Genomic DNA, 25458 nt, shown 5'->3' with positions numbered 1-25458 from the left:
TCATCCAGCTCTCATCGGAGACTTAACTCCTCATCACGCCCGCTCCATATCTTCGCGCCATGTTCTTCACCTACCTCCGGCGCGAGCTGCGCCGCCGCAGAAAGGCGGCGCTCGTCGTCGCCTCGGGGCTCGCCCTCGGCATTGCGCTGGTCATCATCGTCAGCTCGGTCTCCGCCGGCATGAGCAAGGCCCAGGACAAGGTCCTGGAATCGCTGTACGGCCTGGGCACGGACATGACGGTGACCAAGGCCGCGGCCGCCCAGGGCTCCGGAGGCACCGAGCGTCCCCGGTTCGAGTTCGACGCCAAGGACGACGACGACGCGACCCAGAGCACGGACCGGGTCATGGTCCAGGGCTTCCAGACACTGGCGGCCAGCACCGTCGACAAGGTGGGCAAGCAGGACGGCGTCGCGGACGCCGTCGGCGGGCTGAGCCTGACGGTCATGAAGGTCGACGGCCAGTTCAAGCGCGGCGAGTTCAAGCAGGACGAGAGCTCGGGGCAGAGCCAGGGCGGCCCCGGCGGCGGCCAGGGCGGCGGCCAGCCGCAGGGCGAGGTCCAGGGCGGCGGCGCCTCCTTCGACGTCAACTCCTTCACCGTGTACGGCACCGACGTCACCCAGCAGGACCTCGGCCCGCTGACCTCCTCCAAGATCACCAAGGGGCGTACGTTCAAGGCGTCCGAGACCGACGCCGAGGTCGCGGTCGTCGACTCCGCCTACGCCAAGGAGAAGGAGCTCGCGGTCGACAAGACCGTCACCATCTCCGGCACCGCCTACAAGATCGTGGGCGTCTCCACGGCGGACAGCGGTGACGCGGCCGCAAACGTCTACATCCCGCTCAAGCAGGCACAGACCGTCGCCGACTCCAAGGACAAGGTCACCACGGTCTACGTCCAGGCCGCCGACTCCCAGCAGATCGACACCGTCAAGGCCGCCATCCAGAAGAACGTCTCCGGTACGACGGTCACCACCTCCGCCGACCTCGCCGACACGGTGTCCGGTTCCCTCTCCACCGCCTCCGACCTGGCCTCCAGCGTCGGCAAGTGGCTCTCGATCGCGGTCCTCGTCGCCGCGTTCCTCGTCGCGGGCCTGCTGACCTCCTCCGCGGTCAGCCGCCGCGTGCGCGAGTTCGGCACCCTCAAGGCCCTCGGCTGGAAGAGCGGCCGCGTCACCCGCCAGGTGATCGGCGAAGCCCTGGTCAACGGCCTGATGGGCGGTGTCCTCGGTATCGCCGTAGGCCTCGCCGGCGCCTACGTGGTGACCGCCATCAGCCCCACCCTCACCGCCCAGCTCGGCTCCTCGGGCGGCGGCGGAGGCGGCGGCATGGGCGGCGGCGGCCCCATGGGCGGCGGCGGTCCCGGCCGTCAGACCGCGTCCAAGACCCTCGACATCGCGCTGACCGCACCGGTCTCCCTCACCACGATCCTCGTCGCCGTCGCACTCGCTGTGGCCGGCGGACTCATCGCGGGAGCCTTCGGCGGCTGGCGGGCCTCCCGGCTGCGGCCGGCCGACGCCCTGCGCCGCGTCGCGTGACACCGCCCCGCCCCACCCCTTCCCGTACGTAGCAGCAGGAGTCCACACGTGTACCAGCTCAAGGGCGTCACCAAGCGCTACATGCGCGGCAAGAATCCCGTCGACGCGCTCGCCGGTGTCGATCTGACCATCGAGGACGGTGGCAGGCTCGTCATCCAGGGCCCGACCGGCGGAGGCAAGTCCACCCTCCTGCAGATGCTGGGAGGGCTGGACCGGCCCACCTCCGGCACCATCGAGCTCGACGGCGTCGACCTGGCCGAACTGCCCGAGTCCCGGCTCACCAAGGTCCGGGCCGAGTCCATCGGATTCGTCTTCCAGAGCTTCAACCTGATCCCGACGCTCACCGCCCAGGAGAACGTCGAGACCGCCCTCGTCCCCCTCGGCCTCGGTGCGAGGACCCGCCGCGAACGCGCCGCGGAGGCGCTGGAGTCGGTGGGCCTCGGCGACCGCCCCACCCACCTGCCGAGCGAGATGTCCGGCGGCCAGCAGCAGCGTGTCGCCATCGCCAGGGCTCTGGTCAAGCGGCCGAAGGTGCTGCTCGCCGACGAACCGACCGGCAACCTCGACGAGTCCATGCGCGACGAGATCATGGACCTGCTCGACGGACTGTGGAAGGAGCACGGGCTGACCTTCGTGATGGTCACGCACGACAGCTCCCTGGCCCGCAAGGCTCCCCGGGTGGCGACCATCCGCAAGGGAAAGGTGACGGTGACGGAGAACGCGGCGGCCTGATCCGCAACCCCGCGGATCTCACAGCCGACCTCCTCCGGCTGTGAGATCCGCCACCCGCACGGCCCCGCGGAGCGGGCGCCGTGCGGCCCCCCAGCCCCGGCGGCGGAGGGCTGCGGGAGGGCAGAAGCGTGCGTACCGGGACGAACGGTGGTGGCCACTATGTGGATGTCGCCCTGGCAAGGCCGGTCCGCACTGCGAGACTTGCCGGGTGCAACGGCCCCCACGGGCCGGGGGCGCCTCCGGGGACAGGGAGCGCCGACGCGCATGAGCCCACCCATGGAAGGTTGATCAGATGCCGGCCAGTTCCGACTCCCTCACCCCGCGCAGCGCCGGGGACCGTGTCATCGAGCCGCTCTACGCGGAGATCCTGCGGCGCAACCAGGGCGAGGGCGAGTTCCACCAGGCGGTGCGCGAGGTCCTGGAAACCCTGGGCCCCGTGCTGGCGCAGCGACCGGAGTTCGTCGACGCCCGCATCATCGAGCGGGTCTGCGAGCCCGAGCGTCAGCTGATCTTCCGGGTGCCGTGGTCGGACGACTCCGGCGACATCCACGTCAACCGCGGTTTCCGCGTCGAGTTCTCCAGCTCGCTCGGTCCCTACAAGGGCGGGCTGCGCTTCCACCCCTCCGTCAACCTCGGCATCGTGAAGTTCCTCGGCTTCGAGCAGATCTTCAAGAACGCCCTCACCGGCATGCCGATCGGCGGAGGCAAGGGCGGCGCGGACTTCGACCCGAAGGGCCGGTCCGACGCCGAGGTCATGCGGTTCTGTCAGTCGTTCATGACGGAACTCCACCGCCACCTGGGCGAGTACACCGACGTCCCCGCCGGTGACATCGGCGTCGGCGGCCGCGAGATCGGCTACCTCTTCGGCCAGTACAAGCGGATCACCAACCGCTACGAGTCCGGGGTGCTCACCGGGAAGGGCCTCGGCTGGGGCGGCGCACAGGCCCGCACCGAGGCGACCGGCTACGGCTGCGTCCTCTTCACCGCCGAGATGCTGCGCGTCCGCGGGGAGTCCCTGGACGGCCAGCGCATCGCGGTGTCCGGCTCCGGCAACGTGGCCATCTACGCCATCGAGAAGGCGCAGCAGCTCGGCGCGACCGTGGTGACCTGCTCCGACTCGGGCGGCTACGTCGTCGACGAGAAGGGCATCGACCTCGATCTGCTCAAGGAGATCAAGGAGACGGGCCGGGGCCGGATCTCCGAGTACGCCGAGCGGCGCGGCGAGCACGTGCGTTACGTCGAGGGCACCGGCGTCTGGAGCGTCCCCGTGGACGTCGCCCTGCCCTGCGCCACCCAGAACGAACTCCACGAGGCCGACGCCCTCGCCCTCGTACGCAACGGGGTGAAGGCGGTCGCCGAGGGCGCCAACATGCCGACCACGCCGGAGGCCGTCCACGTCTTCCAGGAGGCGGGCGTCGCCTTCGCGCCCGGCAAGGCGGCCAACGCGGGCGGCGTGGCCACCAGCGCCCTGGAGATGCAGCAGAACGCCTCCCGTGACTCGTGGACCTTCGCCCACACGGAGGAGCGGCTCGCGCAGATCATGCGCCACATCCACGACTCCTGCCACACGACCGCCGAGAAGTACGGCAGCCCGGGCAACTACGTGGTCGGCGCGAACATCGCCGGCTTCGAGATCGTCGCCGAGGCCATGCTGGCGCAGGGCCTGATCTGACGGGGCGGCGTCGCGGGGTCCGGGGGGACGACCCCCCGGACCGCGCGGCGACGCTCCCCGCGCTTTGCTCGCCGGTGTGTCGGGTTGGGCGGACTCCTTGTGGTCCGGATGTCACCGGGTGCGGCTACTGCTCGGCACGGCGCCTGAAGTACTCCGCGCAGCCCGTGTTCACGGCCGTGACCGCGGCCAGGACCCACGCCGCCACGGGGTGCCCCGTCCCGTACACCGCCGCCGCGCCGCCGCCGAGGACCAGGGCCTTCACGGCCAGCACCCCCGGGAGCGGCAGGGAGAAGCGGGCGCGGGGCGCGGCGAACAGGCCCCACAGCGCCACGGCCGCCGCCGGTGTCCCGATCCCCAGAGCCGCCGATGCCGCCGCGCCCTCCTGCGCGGTGAAGCCCCACCAGGCCAGAGCGCCGATCGCGACCAGCTCCAGGACGAACGCGAGCACCTCGTTCGCCGCGAACCAGGGGCGGTCCCACGGGAGGGCGCGGTGGCCGTCGTCGGCCGTCATACGGAGTCCTCTCGTACGGGGTCCCTCATTGTGCGTCCCCCCGGGGTGTCATACGGGCGCCCGGCGCGGTGCCGGACGAGGTCAGGAAGGCGGTCCGGGGCAGGGTGGCGTCGGCCGCGCGGGCAGCCTCGGCGGTGGACGGGTCGGTAGTGGTGAACACCGGCGCGGCGCCGCCGTCCCAGGTGTTGCCCTCGGACCTGGCGGAATCCGCGAGCACCGCGTCCCGCCCCTCGCCGCTGTCCGCCGCCGCGTTGGCGTTCAGCACGGCGGCGGCGGTGACCAGGTGGAAGCCCGTGCCGTTGCGGAAGGCCGTGTTGCGGGTGAGACGGATCGCACCGGGGTTGCCCTCGTCGTTGAAACCGAGCCCGACGTTGTCCCAGGCCATGTCGTCGGTCAGCACATGGGCGACGGAGGCCGAAGTGTGGCCGCCGCCGAGGGTGAAGCCGTTGCCGTTGCGGTAGGACCAACTGCCGCGCACCGTCACCGGGCTGGTGAAACCGCCGAGGTCGATCCCGTCGGCCCCGTTGCCGAACGCACGGCAGCCGCTCACCGTGTTCCCGCTGCCCGAACCGAATTTGACCCCCAGGCCGACACCACCCGCCTCGCCGGGCCCGTTCGCGTAGAAGTCGCTGTCCAGCACGGTGTTGTTCTCGGTGCCCGCGTCGCGCAGGGTCAGCCCGGACTCCGCGTTGTCGTGCAGGGACAGGCCGCGGAAGACCGTGTTCCGGCAGCTCCGGCAGACGTACGCGTGACTCGCCGAACCCCGGATCTCCAGGCCCTGCACGGTCCAGTGGTCCGCTTCCTGGGTGACCGCCCAGGAGGCGGCGGGCACCCCCGAGGCGTCGATGACGGGCCGCTCGCCCCGGTAGTTGCTGAGCGTGATGCGCCGGTCCGCCGTGCCGTCCGTGGTCAGGGACGTCTCCTCGGTGGGGCGGTAGGTGCCCCCGCGCAGGGCGATCGTCTGGCCCGGGCGGACCACGGACGCCGCCTTGCCGAGCGTGGCGTAGGGCCGGGCACGGCTGCCGTCCCCGTCGTCCGAACCGTCGGGCGCGAGATAGATGTCGGCGCCGGTCACACCGATCGCGGTGTCCGCCCGGAGCTCGGCGCGCGCCGTCGGGGAGGCGGACGCCGCTGCCGGCTCGGCAGCCGTCCGGGAGGGCCGGGCGGGGGACGGCGCCGGCGGCTGCGCGGGACGGCTCACGGCGGGCGGCGCCGCCCGGGGGCCGGGCGCGGGGGAGTGCCACACCGGATAGGTCAGCGCCCCCACGGCCACGGCCAGGGCGGCGGCCGACGCGACGACCGTCTTGGCCGTGAAGTGGTGCAGCAGGTCCTGGACGCGGCCGGTGGCCGCCTGCCCGACCAGGGAGGCGGCCTCGGCGGCCTGGCGCACGCCTTCCGCCAGACCGCCGGGCACCGGCAGCAGCCCGAGCCCCGGCAGCAGCTTCTCCGGGGCGACCAGGCCGGTTCCCTGCGCCCCGCACTGTGCGCAGCCGCGCACATGCCGGGTCAGCCGCTTGCGCCAGAGTGCCCCCGTGCCGCCGTCCCAGCCCTGCACGGCATCGGCCAGCCCGGGGCAGCGGGGCGCGACGGCCAGGGCGCGGACCACCGTACGGGCCTCCTCCAGCCGGACCTTCATGCGGCGGACCCGGACCGCGGTGTGCCGGGCGTCCAGACCGATGGCGCGGGCGACGTCGGCCCGGCCGATGCGGCCCGCCTCCTCCTCCCACCACAGGGCGAGCAGCCGGCGGTCGTCCTCGTCCAGCCAGCGTGCCGCGCGTGCCAGATCGCGGCGCTGGCCGGTGAGTTCGAGCTCGGCGACGGTCCGTTCGGCGAAGTCGGTGAGCGGGTCGGCGACGCACTCCACGTCATGGCCCTGGAAGCGGTCGCGGGCCGTACGCCGCTGGTGCTGCTGTATCTCCCGGTAGGCGATGGCCACCGCCCAGGAGCGGAACCGCTCGGGCTCGCGCAGTGACGGCAGCGCGCGGACGATCCGCAGCATCACCTCCTGCACGAGGTCGTCGACGTCCGTGTGGCCGTTGAGGGCCCGGCCGACGATTCCGTATACCAGCGGCAGGTGCGCGGCGAGCAGTTCCTCCAGGGCCCCGCTGTCACCGCCCCGGGCGGCCTCGACGAGCGCCGAGGTGTCGCGTACCGCCCGGCCGGTCCCGCTGTCCGTCATCCCGCCACGGCTCCTCACTCGCTTCGCGGCCGGTCACCGGCGCCGCCGCGGAAGCGCCCGTACCCGGCCCGGGGCCCAGAGGCAGGCATCGTGGCACAACGGCGGTGACCAGTAAAGAAGTTACCGCCGCGGACACTCATGCCCCAGGTGCCGCACCCGCCCCCTCGGACCCGGTCCGATGTCCCGGAAAAGTTTCTTCCGGATTTCTGTCATCCGCAGCCGCCCCACGCATCTACCTGGGCACTGCGGCTCACAGCACCGCACCTGACGACCTATCCGAAGGAGCGAACGATGACCGAGAGACCGAACAGGAAGCGGCGCGCCCTGGCCGTCGCGACCGTGCTGGGAGGTGTCCTGGCCGGTGGTCTGGTGTCTCCCGCGGGGGCGGTGGCGCTGCCGTCGGTGGGGGGTGTGTATCAGCTGGCGGTGAAGAAGAGCGGTAAGTGCGTCGATGTGCCGGGGGCTTCGGCGGCGAACGGTGCGTTGTTGCAGCAGTGGGGGTGTACGGAGGGTGCGGCGTGGCAGCAGTTCACGCTGGCGGCCGACGGGTCGGGGAAGTACCGGCTGGTGAACAGGTCGAGTGGTAAGTGCGTGGATGTGCCGGACTACTCGAAGGTGAGTGGGGTGCAGCTCCAGCAGTGGGGGTGTGCCGGTCAGACGAACCAGCAGTGGACGCTGGCGGCGAGTGGTACGGACACGTTCCAGGTCGTCAATGTGAACAGCGGTCTGTGCATGAGCCTGAAGGACGCCTCCACGGCCAGTGGCGCGGCGGTCATCCAGGAGACCTGCACCGCCAACAGCAACAAGCAGTGGGCCTTCAAGCCGGTCGGCACCACTGGGCCGGCCACCGTCGCCGCCGACGGCACCGGCACCTACCGGACCGTGCAGGCAGCGGTGAACGCCGTCGGCAGCGGGAACGCGAGCCGCGTCACCATCACCGTCAAGCCCGGCACCTACCGCGAGCAGGTCACCGTCCCCGCCGACAAGCCCTTCATCACCCTGAAGGGCCTCGGTGACTCGCCGGACGACGTCGTCATCGTCAACAACCGTAACGCGGGCGACTACGGCACCGCGGGCTCCGCCACCGTCGTCGCCCTCGGCCACGACTTCGACGCCACCAACCTCACCCTGTCCAACGACTTCGACGAGAACACCTCCGACACCGGCGACCAGGCCCTCGCGCTCTACCTGGACGCGGACAAGGCCGTCCTCGACGACGTACGGCTCCTCGGCGACCAGGACACCTTCCTGGTCAACAACAAGGCGCGCGCCTACATCGTGGACTCGTACATCGAAGGCACCGTGGACTTCGTCTACGGCGGCGGGACCGCCGTCTTCCACGGCTGCACGATCCACGAGAAGCGCAGCACCGGCGGCCCGATCACGGCGGCCAGCACCCCCGCCGACAAGACGTACGGCTTCCTCTTCTACCGGTCCACCGTGACGGGCGCGGTGTCGAACACCACCCAGCTCGGACGCCCGTGGCGCGCGGACGCCCAGGTGCTCTACCGGGAGTCCTCGCTCTCCTCGGCCCTGGCCACCGCCCAGCCGTGGACGGACATGTCGACCAACTCCTGGAAGAACGCCCGGTTCTCCGAATACCGCAACACCGGCGCCGGAGCCACCGTCAACGGCAACCGTCCGCAGCTGACGGACGCGCAGGCCGCGAACTACACCCCGCAGAAGTACCTGGCCGGAACGGACGGCTGGAACCCGGTGCGCTGACCCGGCGCACACGACCCGCACACGTACGAGAGAGGAACGAGCACACATGCGCGAACACAGGAACAGGCGGAAATTCCGGCTCGGAGCCATGCTGACGGCACTGCTCCTGGCCGTCGGCGGAGTCCTGGCCGGTGGTCTGGTGTCTTCCGCGGGGGCGGTGGCGCTGCCGTCGGTGGGGGGTGTGTATCAGCTGGCGGTGAAGAAGAGCGGTAAGTGCGTCGATGTGCCGGGGGCTTCGGCGGCGAACGGTGCGTTGTTGCAGCAGTGGGGGTGTACGGAGGGTGCGGCGTGGCAGCAGTTCACGCTGGCGGCCGACGGGTCGGGGAAGTACCGGCTGGTGAACAGGTCGAGTGGTAAGTGCGTGGATGTGCCGGACTACTCGAAGGTGAGTGGGGTGCAGCTCCAGCAGTGGGGGTGTGCCGGTCAGACGAACCAGCAGTGGACGCTGGCGGCGAGTGGTACGGACACGTTCCAGGTCGTCAATGTGAACAGCGGTCTGTGCATGAGCCTGAAGGACGCCTCCACGGCCAGTGGCGCGGCGGTCATCCAGGAGACCTGCACCGCCAACAGCAACAAGCAGTGGGCCTTCAGGTCCGTGTCCGGGCGTACCTGGTCCGACAAGGCCGACGGCTTCGCCTCCACCGGAGGCGGCACCACGGGCGGCGCGGCGGGCTCGACCGTCACCGTCACGAACTACGCGGACCTGGTGAAGTACGCCACCGCCACCGAGCCCTACGTGATCAAGGTGGCCGCCGCGGTCACGGTCACCCCGTACGGCCATGAGATACCGGTCAAGTCGAACAAGACGATCATCGGCGTCGGCACCTCGGGCCAGATCGTCGGCGGCGGGTTCTTCCTCGGCACCGGCGTCCACAACGTCATCATCCGCAACCTCACCATCCGCGACACCCGGATGACCGAGGACGACCCGGACGACAAGGACTACGACTACGACGGCATCCAGATGGACACCGCCGACCACATCTGGATCGACCACAACCGCATCGAGCGGATGAACGACGGGCTCATCGACAGCCGCAAGGACACCAGCTACCTCACCGTCTCCTGGAACGTCCTCGGTGAGCAGAACAAGGCCTTCGGCATCGGCTGGACGGACAACGTCACCGCGCGGATGACGATCCACCACAACTGGATCCACGACACCAACCAGCGCAACCCCAGCATCGACAACGTCGCCTTCGCGCACCTCTACAACAACTACATGCAGAACGTGACCTCGTACGGGAACCTGTCACGCGGCGCCTCGAAGACCGTCATCGAGAACAGCTACTACCAGAGCGTCGCCAACCCCTACTACGTCGACACCACCGCCGCGTCCCTCACCCAGACCGGCAGCATCTGCGTCTCCTGCACCGGCAAGCAGCAGACCAACGGGACGACGTTCAAGCCGGGCGACCACTACAGCTACACCCTGGACCCGGCAGCGGACGTCCCCGCCCTGCTCAAGCAGTACGCCGGCCCGCAGGGCAACATCGGGAGCTGACCCACAGCGGCAGGTGTCCGGCCGCCGCCGGGAAGGCCCGGTACGGGACAGACCGTGTCCCGTACCGGGCCCATGGCTTGTCGGTGAGGCCTCCGGCGTGCCCGGGGGACTCGTGGCCGACGGGCTCAGACGTGTGAGGCCCCGGCCGCATCGACCGCTTCGAGCTGTTCGCGCCGCGTCCGCTCGCTCCCCCACACCCCGAGCGGCTGGAGGGCCTGGTTGAGCGTGCGGCCGTGTTCGGTGAGCGTGTACTCCACGCGCGGCGGCACCTCGGCGTACACCTCCCGGTGCACGAGGCCGTCCTCCTCCATCTCGCGCAGGTGCTGCGTCAGCATCTTCTCGCTCACTCCCACGAGACCGCGGCGCAGCTCACTGAAGCGGCGCACCCCATGTGCGTCGAGTTCCCAGAGGATCAGCCCCTTCCACTTGCCGCTCACCACGTCGAGCGCGGCGTCGATGCCACAGATGTAGGGCCCGTTCCTCGGAGCCTTGGCCATGCGTCGTCCCCTTACTCAGAGGTAAGTACCGCAGTAATTAGTGGGTACTTCCGAGAGTAGTGACGCGCGCCGAGCATGGAGGGGTGAACGGACAACAGAACCCCACCACCAGCCGGAACAGCGGCGTCACCGTCATCGGACTCGGCCCGATGGGCCGGGCGATGACCCGCACACTCCTCACCGCAGGACACCCGGTCACCGTATGGAACCGCACCGCCGGCCGGGCCGAAGGCGTCGTCGAGGACGGGGCGACGCTCGCGGCGACACCCCGCGACGCGATCGAGGCGAGCGGCCTCGTGCTCCTCAGCCTCACCGACTACCAGGCCATGTACGACGTCCTCGACGGCGCCACCGCGTCGCTCGCCGGGCGGACCCTGGTCAACCTGAGCTCCGACACCCCCGAGCGCACACGCGAGGCGGCGGCCTGGGCGGCGGGCCACGGCGCCGCCTTCCTCACCGGAGGCGTCATGGTCCCCGCACCGATGGTCGGCACCGAGGCCGCCCACGTCTACTACAGCGGCCCCGAAGAGGTCATGCGGGCCCGCAGGGACACCCTCGCGCTGCTCGGCACACCCAGATACCTGGGCGAGGACCTGGGCCTCGCCCAGCTGATGTACCAGGCCCAACTCACGGTGTTCCTCACCACCTTGTCCGGCCTGATGCACGCCACCGCGATGCTGGGCACCGCCGGGATGAAGGCCGAGGAAGCGCTCCCCGAGCTGCTCTCCTCCGCCGACTCGACCGGCGACATCCTGCGGGCGGGCGAGGAGAGGCCCGGCGCCGCGCTGGACGCCGGAGAACATCCCGGCGAACTCAGCACGGTCACCATGATGGGGGCGACGTCCGACCACATCGTCGAGGCCAGCACCTCGCTCGGGCTGGACCTCGCGCTCCCACGGGCGGTGCAGGCGCACTACCGGCGCGCGATCGAGGACGGGCACGGCGGCGACAACTGGACGCGGATCATCGACGGCATCCGGTCACCGCGCTGACGCGACGCGGGTACGGCACCGCGCCCGCGGGTCCTGCGGGGAGGTTCCGTTCTGCCGACAGCAGATACGCCCGGCGCGGAGGGCGAAACCCTCCCGCGCCGGGCGCACCGCTCCTAGGCTCGGACGATGAGCAGCCACACACCGGACCGTGCCCGCGTCATCCCCCTGCGCCCCGTCCCCGCGGCGCCGGAGCGGGAGCCCCTCTGGAGGGACGTCGTGGGTGACGTGCTGCGCCGCGAGCGCACCGGCCAGCAGCGGACGCTCAAGGACGTGGCCGAGGCCGCGCGGATCTCCGTCCCGTACCTCTCCGAGATCGAACGCGGGCGCAAGGAGGCCTCGTCCGAGGTGCTGGCCGCGGCCGCCCGTTCGCTCGGGCTGGGACTGGCCGACGTGCTCTCCCTGGCACAGGGCGAACTCACCCGCAGGAGCGCCCCCTCCCGTACGTCCACGACCCGGATGCCGAGGGGAGCGGTCCGGCTGGCCGCCTGACCGGCCCGCTGTCCCCGGCCCGCCCGTCCCCGGGGACGTGAGCCGTCAGGCGCTCATGTCCATGACGACACGGCCCTCGATCCGCCCGGCGGCCATCTCGTCGAACACCGCGTTGACGTCCGTCAGCGGCCGGAGTGTGTACGTCGGCTCGATCAGGCCCCGGGCGAAGAAGTCGACGGCCTCCGCCAGATCGGCCCGGGTGCCCACGATGGAACCCCGCACCGTCAGGCCGAGGAGCACCGTGGAGAAGATGTCCAGGGGGAACTGCTCGGGCGGCAGGCCCACCAGCGACAGCGTCCCGCCGCGCCTCAGCGACCCCACCGCCTGGGAGAAGGCCTTGCCGTTCACAGCGGTGACCAGACCTCCGTGCACCCCGCCGCCCGTGAACTCCTTGACCGTGCCCTCCGGGTCCGGGTCGGTGAGGGCGTTGACCGCCAGCTCGGCGCCGTGGCGGCGGGCCAGCGCGCACTTGTCGTCCGAGACGTCGACGGCGACCACGCGCATCCCCATGGCGCGCGCGTACTGGACGGCGATGTGGCCCAGCCCGCCGACGCCGGAGACGAGTACCCACTGCCCCGGCGCGACCTCCGACTCCTTGAGGCCCTTGTAGACGGTGACCCCGGCACAGAGGATCGGGGCCGCGGCGCGTAGGTCCACACCTGCCGGGAGGACCGGGGCGTAGGCCGCGTCGACCAGCATGTACTGCCCGAACGAGCCGTCGACCGAGTAGCCGCCGTTCCGCTGGTCCGGACAGAGCGTCTCGCGACCGGTGACGCAGAACTCGCACGCGCCGCAGGCCGACCAGAACCACGCGTTGCCCACCGTGTCACCCACCCCGAGGCGCTTCACCCCGTCGCCGACCGCCACGACCTCGCCCACGCCCTCGTGCCCCGGGATGAAGGGGACGACCGGTTTCACCGGCCAGTCACCGTGCGCCGCGTGCAGGTCCGTGTGGCAGACGCCCGAGTAGAGCACCTTCACCAGGGCCTGACCGGGGCCCGGAGCCGGCAGTTCCACCTCCTCGACGACGAGGGGAGAGGTGAAGTCCTTGACCACTGCTGCCTTCATGACCGGCATGGCGAGCCTCCGAGAGCACGGTGAGGGGGATGCCCGGTTCCTCACCAGCAGTCTGCGGTCACGTCCGCCCGGTCGCGACCCGTGGGCCGGAGCCCGGCCCGTCGCCGACGCCGGTGAATTCGCCGATGGCGCCAGGGCCCCGCGGCCCGAACCTTGTCGGGTCAGGCACCCGCACCCCGCACCCCCGTCAGGAGCGCTCCATGCGTCGTCGTTCTCCCCGCCGGCTTCTCGGCGTCCTCGCGGCAGTCACCGTCGCGTTCTCCCTGTTCTCCTCGGCGTCGACGGCGGGCGCGGCCCCGGCTGCGACGACCGCCGCCACGTCGACGGCACAGGCCGGCACCGCCGTGCAGCCGCTGTCGACGAGCACACCGGTCGTCTTCGTCCACGGCTACACCGGCAACGCCTCGAACTGGGTCACCGCCATGAGCGTCTTCCAGCTCAACGGCTGGTCCAGCTCCAAGCTCTTCGCGTACGAGTACAACTCCTACGGCAACAACATCACCAACGCGCAGGGCCTGGCGTCCTTCGTCGACAACGTCAAGTCCCGGACCGGGGCGAGCAAGGTCGCGATCGTCAACCACTCGATGGGCGGCCTCGTCAGCCAGTACTACCTGAAGGTGCTGGGCGGGAACACCAGCGTCAGCCACCTCGCCTCGATCGCGGGCGCGAACCACGGGACGACGTTCGCCTCCGCCTGTCTGATCTACACGACCTGCCAGCAGATGTACCCGGGCTCCTCGTTCATCTCGCAGATCACCTCGGGCGACGAGACCCCCGGTGACACGAAGTACGCCACCTGGTACTCGGCGTGCGACGGCGTCATCCTCCCGTACACCAGCACCAGGCTGACCGGCGCGACGAACAACCTGGTGGCCTGCCAGACCCACATCGGGTTCCTGGCGGACACGATCGTGCTGGGCCAGATCGCGCGCTTCGCCGCCTCCTGACCCGGACGTGCCCGTCCCCGGCACCCTGTGGGGTGCCGGGGACGGGGCGTGCCGTGCGGCCTGGCCCGGGAAGCCTCAGGCCCCCGGCGCCGGGGCGATGCCCGTCGGGCAGGCCCGGCCCCAGTTGGTCTCGGAGGGGGACTCCAGCGTGGCGCCCGTGCCGCCGATGCCGCAGTAGCCGTCGGGGTTCTTGTCCAGGTACTGCTGGTGGTAGGCCTCGGCGGGCCAGAAGGTGCGGCCCTCCGCCGGCAGGATCTCCGTGCTGATCTCCTTGAAGCCCGCGCCCGTCAGCACCTGCTGGTACGCCTCACGGGACGCCTGGGCGGCCTCCGCCTGCTCGGGGGAGTGGGTGTAGAGCGCCGAGCGGTACTGCGTACCGACGTCGTTGCCCTGGCGGAAGCCCTGGGTCGGGTTGTGGGACTCCCAGAAGAGCTTCAGGAGCTCCGCGTAGCTCACGACCTGCGGGTCGAAGACGACCCGGACCGCCTCCGTGTGACCGGTCAGGCCGGAGCAGGTCTCCTCGTACGACGGGTTCTCGGTGTAACCGCCCTGGTAGCCGACGAGCGTCGTCCAGACGCCCTCCGTCTGCCAGAACTTGCGCTCGGCGCCCCAGAAACAGCCCAGCGCGAAGTCGGCGACCTCCAGGCCCTGCGGGTACGGGCCCGTGAGCGGGTTGCCGAGGACCGTGTGGCGGGACGGCACCGAGAATTCGGGGGTGGAGCGGCCTCGCAGGGCCTCCTCCGGGGTGGGGAGCTGCGGGGTGCGGTGGGTCAGGAACATGCGGGGGCTCCTCCGGGGTCGGGGTTCGCTCGGTACAACGCCGTGAGGGCGCCGCGGATTCCGCTGGCTCAGGCCGCGGGGGCCGGAGGATCGCGACGTTCGTCACCCTCGCGGTTCGCACCGGCCGGGTACTCGTAGGAGGCCATGTACGCGGCCGTCTTCCTGCGCGCGCGCAGCCAGAAGAAGACGGCGAGGCCTATCAGGATCAGCGGGATCAGTCGTGCCATGGGTGCCGGTCCAATCCTTCGGTCGGGCGTGCCGGGTCAGTGGAGCAGGGTCGCGGGGCTGCCGCCGTTCGCCTCGTACCCGGCGACGGCCAGCGCCCGGTACACCGTGTACTCGGCGGCCGGGTCGGGGTTCTGGGTCCAGGGCAGCGCACCGACGTGGCCGTCGACGTGGACGAACTGGTGCATCGCCTCCGACCAGCGCTCCATGCGGACCAGGAAGAGGACCAGCAGGTGCCGCACGTGCGCGAGCACCGGGTCGTCGGCCCGCGCCGCGTGCACGGCGAACATCGCGCCCTCCACCGCCCTCGTCACGACGACACCCCGGTAGAAGCCCTGCACCAGATTGACCTCGGGCAGGTGCTCGTACACCGCGAACAACGGCAGCGCGGCGAGCAACGAGCCCTGCGGGGCGCGGGCGGCGGCCGTCGTCGCGAAGCGCTCGGCCTCCTCGCGGGAGCCGTGCCACTTCTCGCACCAGAAGTGCAGGGCCGCGATGTGCGCGCCCATGTGCCCGGGAGCACGGTCGATGATCTTCGCCCAGACCTGGTCGAACTGCTCGTGGGAGTAACCCAGACCGCGGGCGACGGCCAACTCCACGATGTAGGGGACGGGGTCACCGGGGGCCAGCAGAGCGGCCTCGCCGCAGACGGTCCGGGCCTCCTCCAGGATGATCCGGAAGTCGTCGGTCCCCACCGTGCCGGTGCGCCACGCCTGCTGCACCAGGAACTCCGCGTGCACCGCCGCGGCGCCCGCGTCCTTCGGGGCCTCGGCCCGCCAGGCCCTCAGCCACGCGCCTCCGGCACCGGGCCGCTGCGCCAGCTCCAGGGAGGCCGCACCGGCGAACGCCTGCACCCGCTGCCAGCGGACCTCGCTCTCCTTGGGCGTACCCGCGAGCAGCTGGGAGGCGGCCTTCCAGCTCTGGGTGGCCTGGACGACGTCGAGGACGTCGAGCAGGTCCTGGTCGGGACCCGGCATCCGGACGTCCAGCTCCTCCTGCCGCGCGAAGCCGTAGGTGTCCGGGTCGGCGGCGTCGGGCGAACCGGGCGCCACCTGGCGGATACCGCCACGGCGCCGCAGCATGATCGGGCCGACCACGGCGGCCAGCATGCACAGGGCGAGCAGGAACCACAGAATCTCCATGCGGTCCATTGTCCCCGGACGGGTAACCGGGCGGCGAGTGGCCTGTAACTCCCCTTCCGAGGAACTACGCTCGGGCCCCATGAGCGACCAGCACAGCTTCGAGACCCTTGCGATCCATGCCGGCAACACGGCGGATCCCCTCACCGGCGCAGTGGTCCCGCCGATCTACCAGGTGTCCACGTACAAGCAGGACGGCGTCGGCGGACTGCGCGGCGGCTACGAGTACAGCCGCAGCGCCAACCCCACCCGCACGGCGCTGGAGGAGAACCTCGCGGCGCTGGAGGGCGGCCGGCGCGGACTCGCCTTCGCGTCGGGCCTCGCGGCGGAGGACTGCCTCCTGCGTACGCTGCTGACCCCCGGCGACCACGTGGTCATCCCGAACGACGCCTACGGCGGCACGTTCCGGCTGTTCGCGAAGGTCGCCTCGCGCTGGGGCGTGGAGTTCTCGGTCGCCGACACCTCCGACGTGAGCGCGGTCCGGGCCGCGCTCACCCCGCGCACCAAGGCGATCTGGGTGGAGACGCCGTCGAACCCGCTGCTCGGCATCACCGACATCGCCGCCGTCGCGGGCGTGGCCCGGCAGGCGGGCGCGCGCCTCGTGGTCGACAACACCTTCGCCAGCCCCTACCTGCAGCAGCCGCTCTCGCTCGGTGCCGACGTCGTGGTGCACTCCACCACGAAGTACATGGGCGGGCACTCGGACGTCGTCGGCGGCGCGCTCGTCGTCAGCGACCCCGAGCTGGCCGAGGAACTGGCGTACCACCAGAACGCCATGGGCGCGGTGGCCGGGCCGTTCGACGCCTGGCTGGTGCTGCGCGGCATCAAGACCCTCGCGGTCCGCATGGACCGTCACGACGAGAACGCGACCAAGGTCGCCGACCTGCTGACCCGTCACCCCAAGGTGACGCAGGTCCTCTACCCGGGGCTGCCGGAGCACCCGGGTCACGAGATCGCCGCCAAGCAGATGAAGGCGTTCGGCGGGATGGTGTCGTTCCGGGTCTCGGGTGGCGAGGAAGCGGCCGTCGAGGTCTGCAACCGCGCGAAGCTCTTCACCCTCGGGGAGTCGCTCGGCGGCGTCGAGTCGCTCCTGGAGCACCCGGGCCGCATGACGCACGCGTCCGCGGCGGGCTCTCCGCTGGAGGTGCCGGCCGACCTGGTCCGGCTGTCCGTCGGCATCGAGAACGCCGACGACCTGCTGGCCGACCTGACGCAGGCGCTCGGCTGACGGGCTGCCGCACGGGGCGCGCGCCGTCAGGCCCGCGCCCCACGTCCCTCAGCAGACCCGGTCGAGGAACAGGGCGGCGGCGAACAGCGGTTCGCTGCCGCCGGCCCGCAGCTCGCGGGCGCGGAGGTCCTCAGCCATGGTGCGGAGGGCCTCGCGCCCTCCGGCGGTTCCCACGCCTCCCGCCTCCAGGACCGCACGCGCCCCGCCCTGGACCAGACGGAGCCCGTGCGGGCCCGCGACGTGCAGGAGCCCGGTGTCCTGGAGCGTGCTCGTGACGCCGAGCAGGGCGTTCAGCCTGGCGCCCTCCTCACCGACCCCCTGACCCCGCGTGCCGCGCAAGGTCTCCAGAGCCCGCCGGGCGTGCGGGAATCCCGCCCTGGCCTCGCCCTTCGCTCCGGCGGCGCCGTAGCGAGCGGCCACCGAGGAGCCCGCCGACGGGGTGCGGGGGGCCTTGCGGTCGCGGAGCACGGCCAGGGATCTGGCCGTCGCCGTCACCTCTGCGGCCTTCGCGCCCGGTTCCAGGGACGCAGCCGAGACCAGAAGCCCCAGGGCCCAGATCGCGCCCCGGTGCTGCCCCGCACCGCAGGCGGCTCGCCGTGCCGTCCGCTCGGTGGCGCGGCCGATCGCCCCCAGCTCCTCCCGGAGCTGACCCGTGGCGGAGCCGGTGCGTCCGGCCGCCGCGGCCATCGCGGCGAGGCCCGGGGCGAGTGCCTTGGCCGCCCAGCGGGCCGTGGCGGCGTCGGGTCCGGGGCCGCGGCCGTCCGCCGGCCCCGGGGTGCGGGTGAGGACGACGGCCTCGACCAGGGCGCTCACGGCAGCTTCCGCGAGCGCGTTACGGCGCATCGCCGGGGGCCCCGCTCGGGGGTGTGCCGCCGGGGCCGCCGCTCGGAGGGGTGCCGCCGCCGCCTCCGCCCCCGCCGTCGCCCGCGCCGGTGTTCTCGGTGGCCGGGTCGATCCCGAGGGTCAGGGTGGCGACGTACCCCGTGTCCGCGTCTCCGGTGACGGTCGTCAGCCCGTCCTTGGCACCGCCTCCGGCGTACACCATGTCGTCGTCGAGCGCGGTGGGTGTACCGACGTGCCGGGAGTACGGAGACACTTTGTAGACGGCCTCGCCGTACGAGTCCTCGAAGAACAGCTGGCCGGTGTAATTGACCTTGCCCCCCTCGTAGGTCCCGTCGTCCCGCTTGCCGCCGGTGTGCACCTTGACGTGGATGTGGGTGACGCGCGGGGTGTACCAGCCGGGGTAGATCGTCGTGAACTCCACGACTCCGTCGTCCCCCGCGATCTGGTAGCCGCGCAGATACGTCTTGTCGTCCGCGCCGCTCGTGTCCTCGCTCTCCGCCGGGGCCTGACCGCCCGGGCTGGCGGTCGTGTAGCCGGAGTAGTAGCCCCACGCGTCGCAGTGCCAGATCTCCACCGCGGCTCCGGCGACGGGGCCGCACGACTCGGTCGTGTCCTGGACCGTCAGGCGCACGGTGAGCGGAACGCCCTGCTTCCCTTCGGTGATGTCCTTACGCACCAGGGCGTCGTCGAGGTAGTAGGGGCCCTCCGTGACGCTGGACATGAGGACACACTGCCCGGACCCCGAGGAGGACGCCGTCGCCGAAGCGCCGGCGGACGACGCGCCCGTGGTTCCCTCGGCGCCGCACCCGGCCAACGCCAGCCCGGCCACCCCGGCCGCCGCGCCACCCGCCGCCAGGACCTTCCGCCTGCTCACACCGTTCTCGTACATGCTCCGGACGATAGGGCGGCCACCTGGGCACAGTCCGTGTCACGGCTGTGTGGCGGCTGTGCGTGTCGCGGCCCCGGTGCACGAGCCGATGTCCGGCGGCCGGGACCCGGTCCCGTCCGCCGGACGACGACGCGTACCGCGGTCAGACTGCGACCCTCTCGTCCTCCAGCGAGCCCCGGATCTGCTCACGCAGTTCCGGACTGTCGGTGTGCTCGTGGACCGATACCGCGTGCTCGGCGGCGGCGCGGACGACTTCGTCCTCCTCACCGGAAATGGTGAGTGCGCAGTTCGAGACGCTCGGATACTTGCGGCAGTCGGCGATCTTCCGTGTCATGGCGGCCTCCTCGACTCGCGAGTGCGGCACTTCCAGGGTAGATCCGTCCGGCCCGGCGGACAGCCGGGCACACCGCGCGGGACCGCGGGTGCCGAGGGTCAGCTGTCCTGAGCCGGCTGGCTCGCCGCCTGGCGGGCCGCCAGGGAGGAGTTGAACCGGGTCAGCAGGGCGCAGAAGGTGTCGCGCTCCTCCTCGGTCCACTCGTCGGTCACCTGCGACATCAGCTCACGCCGCGAGGCGCGGACCTCCTCCAGACGGGACTGGCCGCGCGGCGACAGCTGCAGCACGACAGCGCGCCCGTCCTCCGGATGGGAGGTGCGCTTGACCAGACCGGTGTCGACGAGCGGCGCGACCTGACGGGTCACCGTCGAGGAGTCGATCCCCATGCCCGCCGCCAGGGCCTTGACGCCCATGGGCCCTTCGGCGTCGAGCCGGTTGAGCAGCAGATAGGCAGCCCGGTCCATCGAGTTGCGGACCTGCCCGACACCGCCGAGGCGGGTCTGTTCGGCACGGCGGGCGAAGACGGCCACCTGGTGCTGGAGTGCGTCGAGCAGGTGGTCCGTTCCCGGGTGTCCGGGGGTCGCGCCCCCGGAAGGAGACGCAGCAGTCGTCATGTCCTGAGGGGGCATGGCCGGGGGCTCTCTTCGTGCGGTGTCGGATAGGTGGGGGACAGAGTACGCGGCCACGGGGCAACGTGTACCAGCGCTGCACAAACCTGTGGACACCACCGCAGGCCGCCATGAGATGCGACGGCTCCCGGGGCTCCGAGCTGCAAGACTTGCTGTCATGACCTTCCGTACGTCAGGCCCCTTTCCTCCGCTGATCCTCGACGACATCCGAGGGGCGCAGAAGATGCTGTCCGGGGTGGCCAGAACGACCGGGATGGAAGGCAGCCGCTACCTCAGCTCCCTCGTCGGTGCCCCTGTCCACCTCAAGTGCGAGAACCTCCAGCGCACCGGCTCGTTCAAACTCCGGGGCGCGTACGTGCGGATCGCCGGACTCAGCCCCGTCGAACGGGCGGCCGGGGTGGTGGCCGCGAGTGCCGGAAACCATGCGCAGGGTGTCGCACTCGCGTCTTCGCTTCTAGGCGTACGCTCCACGGTCTTCATGCCGGTCGGCGCACCCCTGCCGAAGGTGGCGGCGACCCGGGACTACGGCGCGGAGGTCAGGCTCCACGGCCACGTCGTCGACGAGACGCTCGCCGCCGCCCAGGAGTACGCCGAGGAGACCGGAGCGGTCTTCATCCACCCCTTCGACCACCCGGACGTCATCGCGGGACAGGGCACCGTCGGCCTGGAGATCCTCGAACAGTGCCCGGAGGTCCGCACCGTCGTCGTCGGCATCGGCGGGGGCGGTCTCGCGGCGGGGATCGCGGTCGCGGTGAAGGCGCTGCGCCCCGACGTCAGGATCGTCGGTGTCCAGGCCGCCGGCGCGGCGGCCTTCCCGCCCTCGCTGTCCGCCGGGCATCCGGTGGCGCTCGGCTCGGTGCAGACCATGGCCGACGGGATCAAGGTGGGGCGGCCCGGCGACCTGACGTTCCCGCTGGTCCAGGAGCTGGTGGACGAGGTCCGTACGGTCTCCGAGGACGAGCTGTCCAGCGCGCTGCTGCTGTGCCTGGAGCGGGCGAAGATGGTCGTCGAGCCGGCCGGGGCGATCCCGGTCGCGGCGCTGCTGAGCGATCCGGACGCCTTCCGCGGTCCCGTCGTCGCCGTGCTGTCGGGCGGCAACGTCGACCCCCTGCTGATACAGCGCATCCTGACGCACGGCATGGTCGCGGCGGGCCGTTACCTGAGCCTGCGGCTCCGGCTCACCGACCGGCCGGGGGCGCTGGCCGCGATGCTCACCACCCTGTCCGTCGCCGACGCCAACGTCCTCGACATCCAGCACGTACGGACCGACCCGCGGCTCGGGCTCACCGAGGCGGAGGTGGAACTCCACCTGGAGACGAAGGGGCCGGAGCACTGCGAGGAGGTCGCCGCCGCGCTGCGCGCCGCCGGCTACCTGGTGCGCTCCTGAAGGACCGGTTCCCTCGTGGAAAACCTGTTGTGTGTCGCGATGTATCGCGTTACGGTGCATCGCCGAACACTCGGTGTTCCCCGCCTGCGAAGGCCGGGAACTCTACGATCCGCTCAGGAATTCACGCGAAGCAACTGGGGGAACACGTATGCCAGGCGCCATCTACGCCGAAGGCCTGGTGAAGACCTTCGGCGATGTACGAGCACTGGGCGGCGTCGATCTCGACGTGCCCGAAGGCACCGTCCTGGGCCTGCTGGGGCCCAACGGCGCCGGTAAGACGACAGCCGTACGTGTCCTGACCACCCTGCTCCGGCCGGACAGCGGCCGGGCCGTCGTGGCGGGCATCGACGTCCTGAAGAACCCCGACGAGGTGCGGCGCTCGATCGGCCTGTCCGGCCAGTTCGCGGCCGTCGACGAATACCTCACGGGCCGCGAGAACCTCCAGATGGTCGGGCAGCTCTACCAGATGAGCTCGCGCGACGCGAAGAAGCGGGCCGGGCAGCTCCTGGAGAAGTTCAACCTCGCCGACGCCGCCGACCGCACCGCGAAGACGTACTCCGGGGGCATGCGCCGCCGCCTCGACCTGGCGGCTGCGCTCGTCGTCTCCCCGCCGGTGATGTTCATGGACGAGCCCACCACCGGGCTCGACCCCCGCAACCGGCAGCAGCTGTGGGAGGTCATCGAGGAGCTCGTCGCGGGCGGTACGACGCTGCTGCTGACCACGCAGTACCTGGAGGAGGCCGACCACCTCGCCCACGACATCTGCGTCATCGACCACGGCAAGGTCATCGCACGCGGCACGTCCGACCAGCTCAAGGCCCGCACCGGCGGCGAGCGGGTCGAGGTGGTCGTGCACCAGCCGGACCAGATCGAGCCGGCCCGCTCGGTCCTCGCCTCGTACGGCAAGGGGGAGATCGCCGTCGCCGAGCACACCCGCAAGCTGACCGTCCCGGTCACCGGCGGGGCCAAACTGCTGGCCGAGGTCATCCGCGACCTCGACACCCGGGGTGTGGAGATCGACGACATCGGCCTGCGCCGCCCCACCCTCGACGACGTCTTCATCTCGCTCACCGGCCACGCGGCCGAGCTGGAGAAGAACAGCGGCAACGTATCCACCGAGGCCGCACAGGGCCGGAAGGAGGGCGTGCAGTGAGCGCCGTCACGGACACACCGGACCTCGCACCGCTCAAGTCCCGCGGGGCGATCGGCCGGTCGGTGGCCGACTCCCTGGTCGTCGCGCGGCGCAACCTGATCCGCATGGCCAGGATTCCCGAGATGGTGATCTTCGGCCTGGTCCAGCCCATCATGTTCGTGGTCCTGTTCACCTATGTGTTCGGCGGCTCCATCAAGGTGGGCAGCTCCCTGTCGTCCACGGCCTACAAGGAATTCCTGATGGCCGGGATCTTCGCCCAGACCGTCACCTTCGCCACCGCGGGCGCCGGAGCGGGTATCGCGGACGACATGCACAAGGGACTGATCGACCGCTTCCGGTCCCTGCCCATGGCCCGCGGCGCCGTCCTCACCGGACGTACGCTCGCCGACCTCGTGCAGACCGCCCTCACCCTCGTCGTCCTCGCCGGTGTCGCACTGATCATCGGCTGGCGGACCCACGAGAACATCGGCAAGGTGCTCCTCGGCTTCCTGCTGCTGCTCCTGCTCGGCTACGCGTTCTCCTGGATCGGCGCACTGATCGGCCTCGTCGTGCGCACACCGGAGGCGGCCACCTCGGGCGGACTGATCTGGCTCTTCCCGCTGACGTTCATCTCGAACGCCTTCGTGGACGCCAACCAGATGCCGACCGTCCTGCGCCACATCGCGGAGTGGAACCCGTTCAGCGCCACCGTGGCTGCCTGCCGCGAACTCTTCGGCAACGTCCCGCCGGGCTTCGTGACCTCGGACGCCTGGCCCATGCAGCACCCGATCCTCGCCTCGGTGATCTGGTCGGTCCTGATCGTCGTGGTCTTCCGCACCCTGGCGGTCCGCAAGTACCGCTCGGCCACCGCCTGACCCCGGGCACGACGGAGCCCCGGCCGCAGCTGCGGCCGGGGCTCCGTACGTCGCGTCCTGTGCGGGTCAGCCCTGGTACGGCTTCGCCGAGACGATCTTCACCGTGGCCTTCTTGCCGTTCGGCAGCTCGTACTCCGCGTCGTCGCCCACCCGCTTGCCGTTCACGCCGGTGCCGAGCGGGGACTGGGGGGAGTAGGTCTCGATGTCCGTGCTCGCGTACTCGCGGGAGGCGAGCAGGAAGGTGACCGTGTCGTCCGGGTCGCCGTCGAATGCGATCGTCACGACCATGCCGGGCTCGACCACGCCGTCGTCGGCCGGGGCCTCGCCGACCTTCGCGTGCTCCAGGAGCTGGGTCAGCTGACGGACCCGGAGCTCCATCTTGCCCTGCTCCTCCTTGGCGGCGTGGTACCCGCCGTTCTCGCGGAGGTCACCCTCCTCACGGGCCGCCGCGATCTTGACGGAGATCTCCGTGCGCGCGGGACCAGACAGGTACTCCAGCTCCGCCTTCAGCTGGTTGTACGCCTCCGGCGTGAGCCAGGTGACGTTATCGCTGGTCTGGGTCACAGGGTGCTCCTCGTCGGTGCTGGGAATACAAAGCAACGCCCTACCCCAAGCATGCGCTGCCACGGGTGGGCGAAACCACGAGCCTAACAATTCCGTGCGAAAAGGGGGAGAAGGTAAATCGTCACACGCGCGTCCGCGCAGGTGGGCGCGGGAGCGCGGGCATCCTGGGCGGCGCGCGCCCTCGGGCGCGGTCAGCCGCCGGCGGTACAGCCCTTCAGCTCCACCGCGGTCGCCCTGGAGGTGGTGCGCAGCGAGACGACCTCGTCGATCCGCTCGGAGCGCTCGTCGAACCGGAAGCCCGCCCGCCCGACCTCCGCCCCGTCCTCGCTCAGGGCGCGGAGCGTGCACTGCCCCGTGGCGTCCCGGTCCTTGCGGACCTCCAGGTGCGCCTCGGCGCGGCCGTCCGACACGATCCTCGACTTGATGAGCTCGGCGCTGACGTCCTGACCGGCCACGTAGTCGTAGCCGAACCAGCCGATCATGGCGAGGAACGCCACACCCAGCACAGAGCCGGTGATCTTGAGCTTGCGGTCCGCGCGCTCGTCCTGCGACCGGCCGTAACGCCCCTCGGGCAAGGCCTCGCGTACCGCTGCCATGATCGTTCCTCCCGTGCCGGGGATCGAGGAATTTTCCACCCCCCGGTTCAGTCACTATAGAAGCCGACCACTGCGACGAATCACTGAGGACCGAGTCTTGACCGAGCAGCTGAGACTGATGGCCGTGCACGCCCACCCCGACGACGAGTCGAGCAAGGGCGCGGCCACCATGGCCAAGTACGTGTCCGAGGGGGTGGACGTCCTGGTCGTCACCTGCACAGGGGGCGAACGGGGATCCATCCTCAACCCGAAGCTCCAGGGGGACGCCTACATCGAGGCGAACATCCACGAGGTGCGCAAGAAGGAGATGGACGAGGCCCGGGAGATCCTGGGCGTCGCGCAGGAGTGGCTCGGCTTCGTCGACTCGGGTCTCCCCGAGGGCGACCCGCTGCCCCCGCTGCCCGAGGGCTGCTTCGCCCTGGAGGACGACGAGACGGCGGCGGGGCGTCTCGTCGCGAAGATCCGTGCGTTCCGGCCGCAGGTGATCACCACCTACGACGAGAACGGCGGGTACCCGCACCCCGACCACATCAAGACCCACACCATCTCGATGATCGCGTTCGAGGGGGCCGCGGACACCGAGCGGTTCCCCGAGGCGGAGTTCGGCCCGGCCTTCCAGCCGCAGAAGCTCTACTACAACCAGGGCTTCAACAAGCCGCGCACGGTCGCCCTGCACGAGGCGCTCCTGGCCCGCGGGCTGGAGTCCCCGTACGGCGACTGGCTGGAGCGCTGGAAGGAGTTCGAGCGCGCCGAACGCACGCTGACCACGCACATCCCGTGCGACGACTTCTTCGAGATCCGCGACAAGGCGCTGATCGCGCACGCGACGCAGATCGACCCGGACGGCGGCTGGTTCCGGGTGCCGATGGACATCCAGCGGGAGGTCTGGCCCACCGAGGAGTACGAGCTCGCCAAGTCCCTGGTCGATACCTCCCTCCCCGAGAGCGACCTCTTCGCGGGCATCCGCGACAATGCCTGAT

Annotated in this window: 26 protein-coding genes; 13 read left to right on the top strand and 13 right to left on the bottom strand. The window is 71.1% G+C overall.

Annotated features, from left to right (window positions below; genetic code table 11):
- Positions 1 to 59: 59 nt before the first annotated feature.
- The 3 genes from P8A20_RS13295 (at position 60) to gdhA (ending at position 3936) form a co-directional block, all read left to right on the top strand.
- The gene (locus P8A20_RS13295) at positions 60 to 1532 is read left to right on the top strand and encodes an ABC transporter permease (protein WP_147959234.1); all 1473 of its coding nucleotides are present in this window, start codon (positions 60 to 62) and stop codon (positions 1530 to 1532) included.
- 48 nt (positions 1533 to 1580) lie between these two features.
- Entirely contained in the window at positions 1581 to 2264 is a 684-nt protein-coding gene (locus P8A20_RS13290) for an ABC transporter ATP-binding protein (protein WP_147959235.1), read from the top strand.
- Between the two features lie 292 nt (positions 2265 to 2556).
- Positions 2557 to 3936: an NADP-specific glutamate dehydrogenase gene (gdhA, locus tag P8A20_RS13285; RefSeq protein ID WP_147959236.1), complete on the top strand. Its 1380-nt coding sequence runs from the start codon at positions 2557 to 2559 to the stop codon at positions 3934 to 3936.
- Positions 3937 to 4060: 124 nt separating this feature from the next.
- Here the strand turns inward: gdhA and P8A20_RS13280 are convergent, their stop codons facing one another.
- On the bottom strand, positions 4061 to 4447 hold the full coding sequence (locus tag P8A20_RS13280) for a YrdB family protein (RefSeq protein ID WP_147959237.1): 387 nt from the start codon (positions 4445 to 4447) through the stop codon (positions 4061 to 4063).
- Positions 4448 to 4472: 25 nt separating this feature from the next.
- Entirely contained in the window at positions 4473 to 6626 is a 2154-nt protein-coding gene (locus P8A20_RS13275) for a sigma-70 family RNA polymerase sigma factor (RefSeq protein ID WP_306103568.1), read from the bottom strand.
- Between the two features lie 291 nt (positions 6627 to 6917).
- Between P8A20_RS13275 and P8A20_RS13270 the strand changes: the two genes are divergently transcribed.
- Complete coding sequence (locus P8A20_RS13270) at positions 6918 to 8351, top strand: pectinesterase family protein (RefSeq protein ID WP_306103567.1); 1434 nt, start codon at positions 6918 to 6920, stop codon at positions 8349 to 8351.
- A gap of 46 nt (positions 8352 to 8397) precedes the next feature.
- Positions 8398 to 9855, top strand: coding sequence for an RICIN domain-containing protein (locus P8A20_RS13265; RefSeq protein WP_306103566.1), 1458 nt, complete (start codon positions 8398 to 8400; stop codon positions 9853 to 9855).
- 125 nt (positions 9856 to 9980) lie between these two features.
- Here P8A20_RS13265 and P8A20_RS13260 read toward each other — a convergent pair whose 3' ends face one another.
- Complete coding sequence (locus tag P8A20_RS13260) at positions 9981 to 10352, bottom strand: winged helix-turn-helix transcriptional regulator (protein WP_147964456.1); 372 nt, start codon at positions 10350 to 10352, stop codon at positions 9981 to 9983.
- Positions 10353 to 10435: 83 nt separating this feature from the next.
- Here P8A20_RS13260 and P8A20_RS13255 point away from each other — a divergent pair, with 83 nt between their 5' ends.
- Both P8A20_RS13255 and P8A20_RS13250 read left to right on the top strand, forming a co-directional pair.
- The gene (locus P8A20_RS13255; protein WP_147964457.1) at positions 10436 to 11344 is read left to right on the top strand and encodes an NAD(P)-dependent oxidoreductase; all 909 of its coding nucleotides are present in this window, start codon (positions 10436 to 10438) and stop codon (positions 11342 to 11344) included.
- Between the two features lie 126 nt (positions 11345 to 11470).
- Positions 11471 to 11833 carry a helix-turn-helix domain-containing protein gene (locus P8A20_RS13250; RefSeq protein WP_147964458.1) on the top strand — a complete coding sequence of 121 codons (363 nt, stop codon included), beginning with the start codon at positions 11471 to 11473 and terminating at the stop codon, positions 11831 to 11833.
- A 45-nt stretch (positions 11834 to 11878) separates the two neighbouring features.
- Here the strand turns inward: P8A20_RS13250 and adhP are convergent, their stop codons facing one another.
- Positions 11879 to 12901: an alcohol dehydrogenase AdhP gene (gene adhP / locus P8A20_RS13245; RefSeq protein ID WP_147964459.1), complete on the bottom strand. Its 1023-nt coding sequence runs from the start codon at positions 12899 to 12901 to the stop codon at positions 11879 to 11881.
- 209 nt (positions 12902 to 13110) lie between these two features.
- Between adhP and P8A20_RS13240 the strand changes: the two genes are divergently transcribed.
- Complete coding sequence (locus tag P8A20_RS13240; protein WP_147964460.1) at positions 13111 to 13857, top strand: esterase/lipase family protein; 747 nt, start codon at positions 13111 to 13113, stop codon at positions 13855 to 13857.
- Positions 13858 to 13932: 75 nt separating this feature from the next.
- On the opposite strand, the gene msrA is transcribed toward P8A20_RS13240, so the two are convergent.
- From msrA to P8A20_RS13225, 3 genes are all read right to left on the bottom strand, one after another.
- Complete coding sequence (gene msrA, locus P8A20_RS13235; protein WP_147964461.1) at positions 13933 to 14637, bottom strand: peptide-methionine (S)-S-oxide reductase MsrA; 705 nt, start codon at positions 14635 to 14637, stop codon at positions 13933 to 13935.
- Positions 14638 to 14705: 68 nt separating this feature from the next.
- Positions 14706 to 14864 (bottom strand): hypothetical protein, encoded by a 159-nt coding sequence (locus tag P8A20_RS13230; RefSeq protein WP_187282133.1) that lies wholly within the window; start codon positions 14862 to 14864, stop codon positions 14706 to 14708.
- 36 nt (positions 14865 to 14900) lie between these two features.
- Positions 14901 to 16004: a hypothetical protein gene (locus P8A20_RS13225; protein ID WP_306103565.1), complete on the bottom strand. Its 1104-nt coding sequence runs from the start codon at positions 16002 to 16004 to the stop codon at positions 14901 to 14903.
- Between the two features lie 79 nt (positions 16005 to 16083).
- Between P8A20_RS13225 and P8A20_RS13220 the strand changes: the two genes are divergently transcribed.
- Positions 16084 to 17229, top strand: coding sequence for a cystathionine gamma-synthase (locus P8A20_RS13220; protein ID WP_030123819.1), 1146 nt, complete (start codon positions 16084 to 16086; stop codon positions 17227 to 17229).
- A gap of 48 nt (positions 17230 to 17277) precedes the next feature.
- Here the strand turns inward: P8A20_RS13220 and P8A20_RS13215 are convergent, their stop codons facing one another.
- The 4 genes from P8A20_RS13215 to P8A20_RS13200 form a co-directional block, all read right to left on the bottom strand.
- A complete protein-coding gene (locus tag P8A20_RS13215) occupies positions 17278 to 18072 on the bottom strand; it encodes a triphosphoribosyl-dephospho-CoA synthase (RefSeq protein WP_147959242.1) in 795 nt (264 codons plus the stop codon).
- A complete protein-coding gene (locus P8A20_RS13210; RefSeq protein ID WP_147959243.1) occupies positions 18062 to 18961 on the bottom strand; it encodes an intradiol ring-cleavage dioxygenase in 900 nt (299 codons plus the stop codon). Before P8A20_RS13210 ends, P8A20_RS13215 begins: the two co-directional genes overlap by 11 nt.
- 142 nt (positions 18962 to 19103) lie before the next feature.
- The gene (locus tag P8A20_RS13205; protein ID WP_306103564.1) at positions 19104 to 19295 is read right to left on the bottom strand and encodes a DUF1059 domain-containing protein; all 192 of its coding nucleotides are present in this window, start codon (positions 19293 to 19295) and stop codon (positions 19104 to 19106) included.
- A gap of 98 nt (positions 19296 to 19393) precedes the next feature.
- A complete protein-coding gene (locus P8A20_RS13200) occupies positions 19394 to 19924 on the bottom strand; it encodes a MarR family winged helix-turn-helix transcriptional regulator (RefSeq protein ID WP_147959244.1) in 531 nt (176 codons plus the stop codon).
- A gap of 157 nt (positions 19925 to 20081) precedes the next feature.
- On the opposite strand from P8A20_RS13200, the gene ilvA reads away from it, so the two are divergent.
- The 3 genes from ilvA to P8A20_RS13185 all read left to right on the top strand — a co-directional run bounded on the left by ilvA (position 20082) and on the right by P8A20_RS13185 (position 23318).
- Positions 20082 to 21311: a threonine ammonia-lyase gene (gene ilvA / locus P8A20_RS13195; RefSeq protein ID WP_147959245.1), complete on the top strand. Its 1230-nt coding sequence runs from the start codon at positions 20082 to 20084 to the stop codon at positions 21309 to 21311.
- Positions 21312 to 21459: 148 nt separating this feature from the next.
- Positions 21460 to 22464: an ATP-binding cassette domain-containing protein gene (locus P8A20_RS13190; RefSeq protein ID WP_306103563.1), complete on the top strand. Its 1005-nt coding sequence runs from the start codon at positions 21460 to 21462 to the stop codon at positions 22462 to 22464.
- A complete protein-coding gene (locus P8A20_RS13185; protein WP_147959247.1) occupies positions 22461 to 23318 on the top strand; it encodes an ABC transporter permease in 858 nt (285 codons plus the stop codon). The genes P8A20_RS13190 and P8A20_RS13185 overlap by 4 nt, the downstream gene beginning before the upstream one ends.
- Before the next feature lie 66 nt (positions 23319 to 23384).
- Here the strand turns inward: P8A20_RS13185 and greA are convergent, their stop codons facing one another.
- Positions 23385 to 23882, bottom strand: coding sequence for a transcription elongation factor GreA (gene greA, locus P8A20_RS13180; protein WP_033297886.1), 498 nt, complete (start codon positions 23880 to 23882; stop codon positions 23385 to 23387).
- Positions 23883 to 24073: 191 nt separating this feature from the next.
- Positions 24074 to 24478: a DUF4307 domain-containing protein gene (locus P8A20_RS13175; RefSeq protein ID WP_147959248.1), complete on the bottom strand. Its 405-nt coding sequence runs from the start codon at positions 24476 to 24478 to the stop codon at positions 24074 to 24076.
- A gap of 97 nt (positions 24479 to 24575) precedes the next feature.
- On the opposite strand from P8A20_RS13175, the gene mca reads away from it, so the two are divergent.
- Positions 24576 to 25457 (top strand): mycothiol conjugate amidase Mca, encoded by an 882-nt coding sequence (gene mca, locus P8A20_RS13170; protein WP_147959249.1) that lies wholly within the window; start codon positions 24576 to 24578, stop codon positions 25455 to 25457.
- Position 25458 lies beyond the last annotated feature (1 nt).

Source organism: Streptomyces sp. Alt3 (genome assembly GCF_030719215.1).
Classification (GTDB): domain Bacteria; phylum Actinomycetota; class Actinomycetes; order Streptomycetales; family Streptomycetaceae; genus Streptomyces; species Streptomyces glycanivorans.
This window is presented reverse-complemented; position numbering and strand designations above follow the sequence as displayed.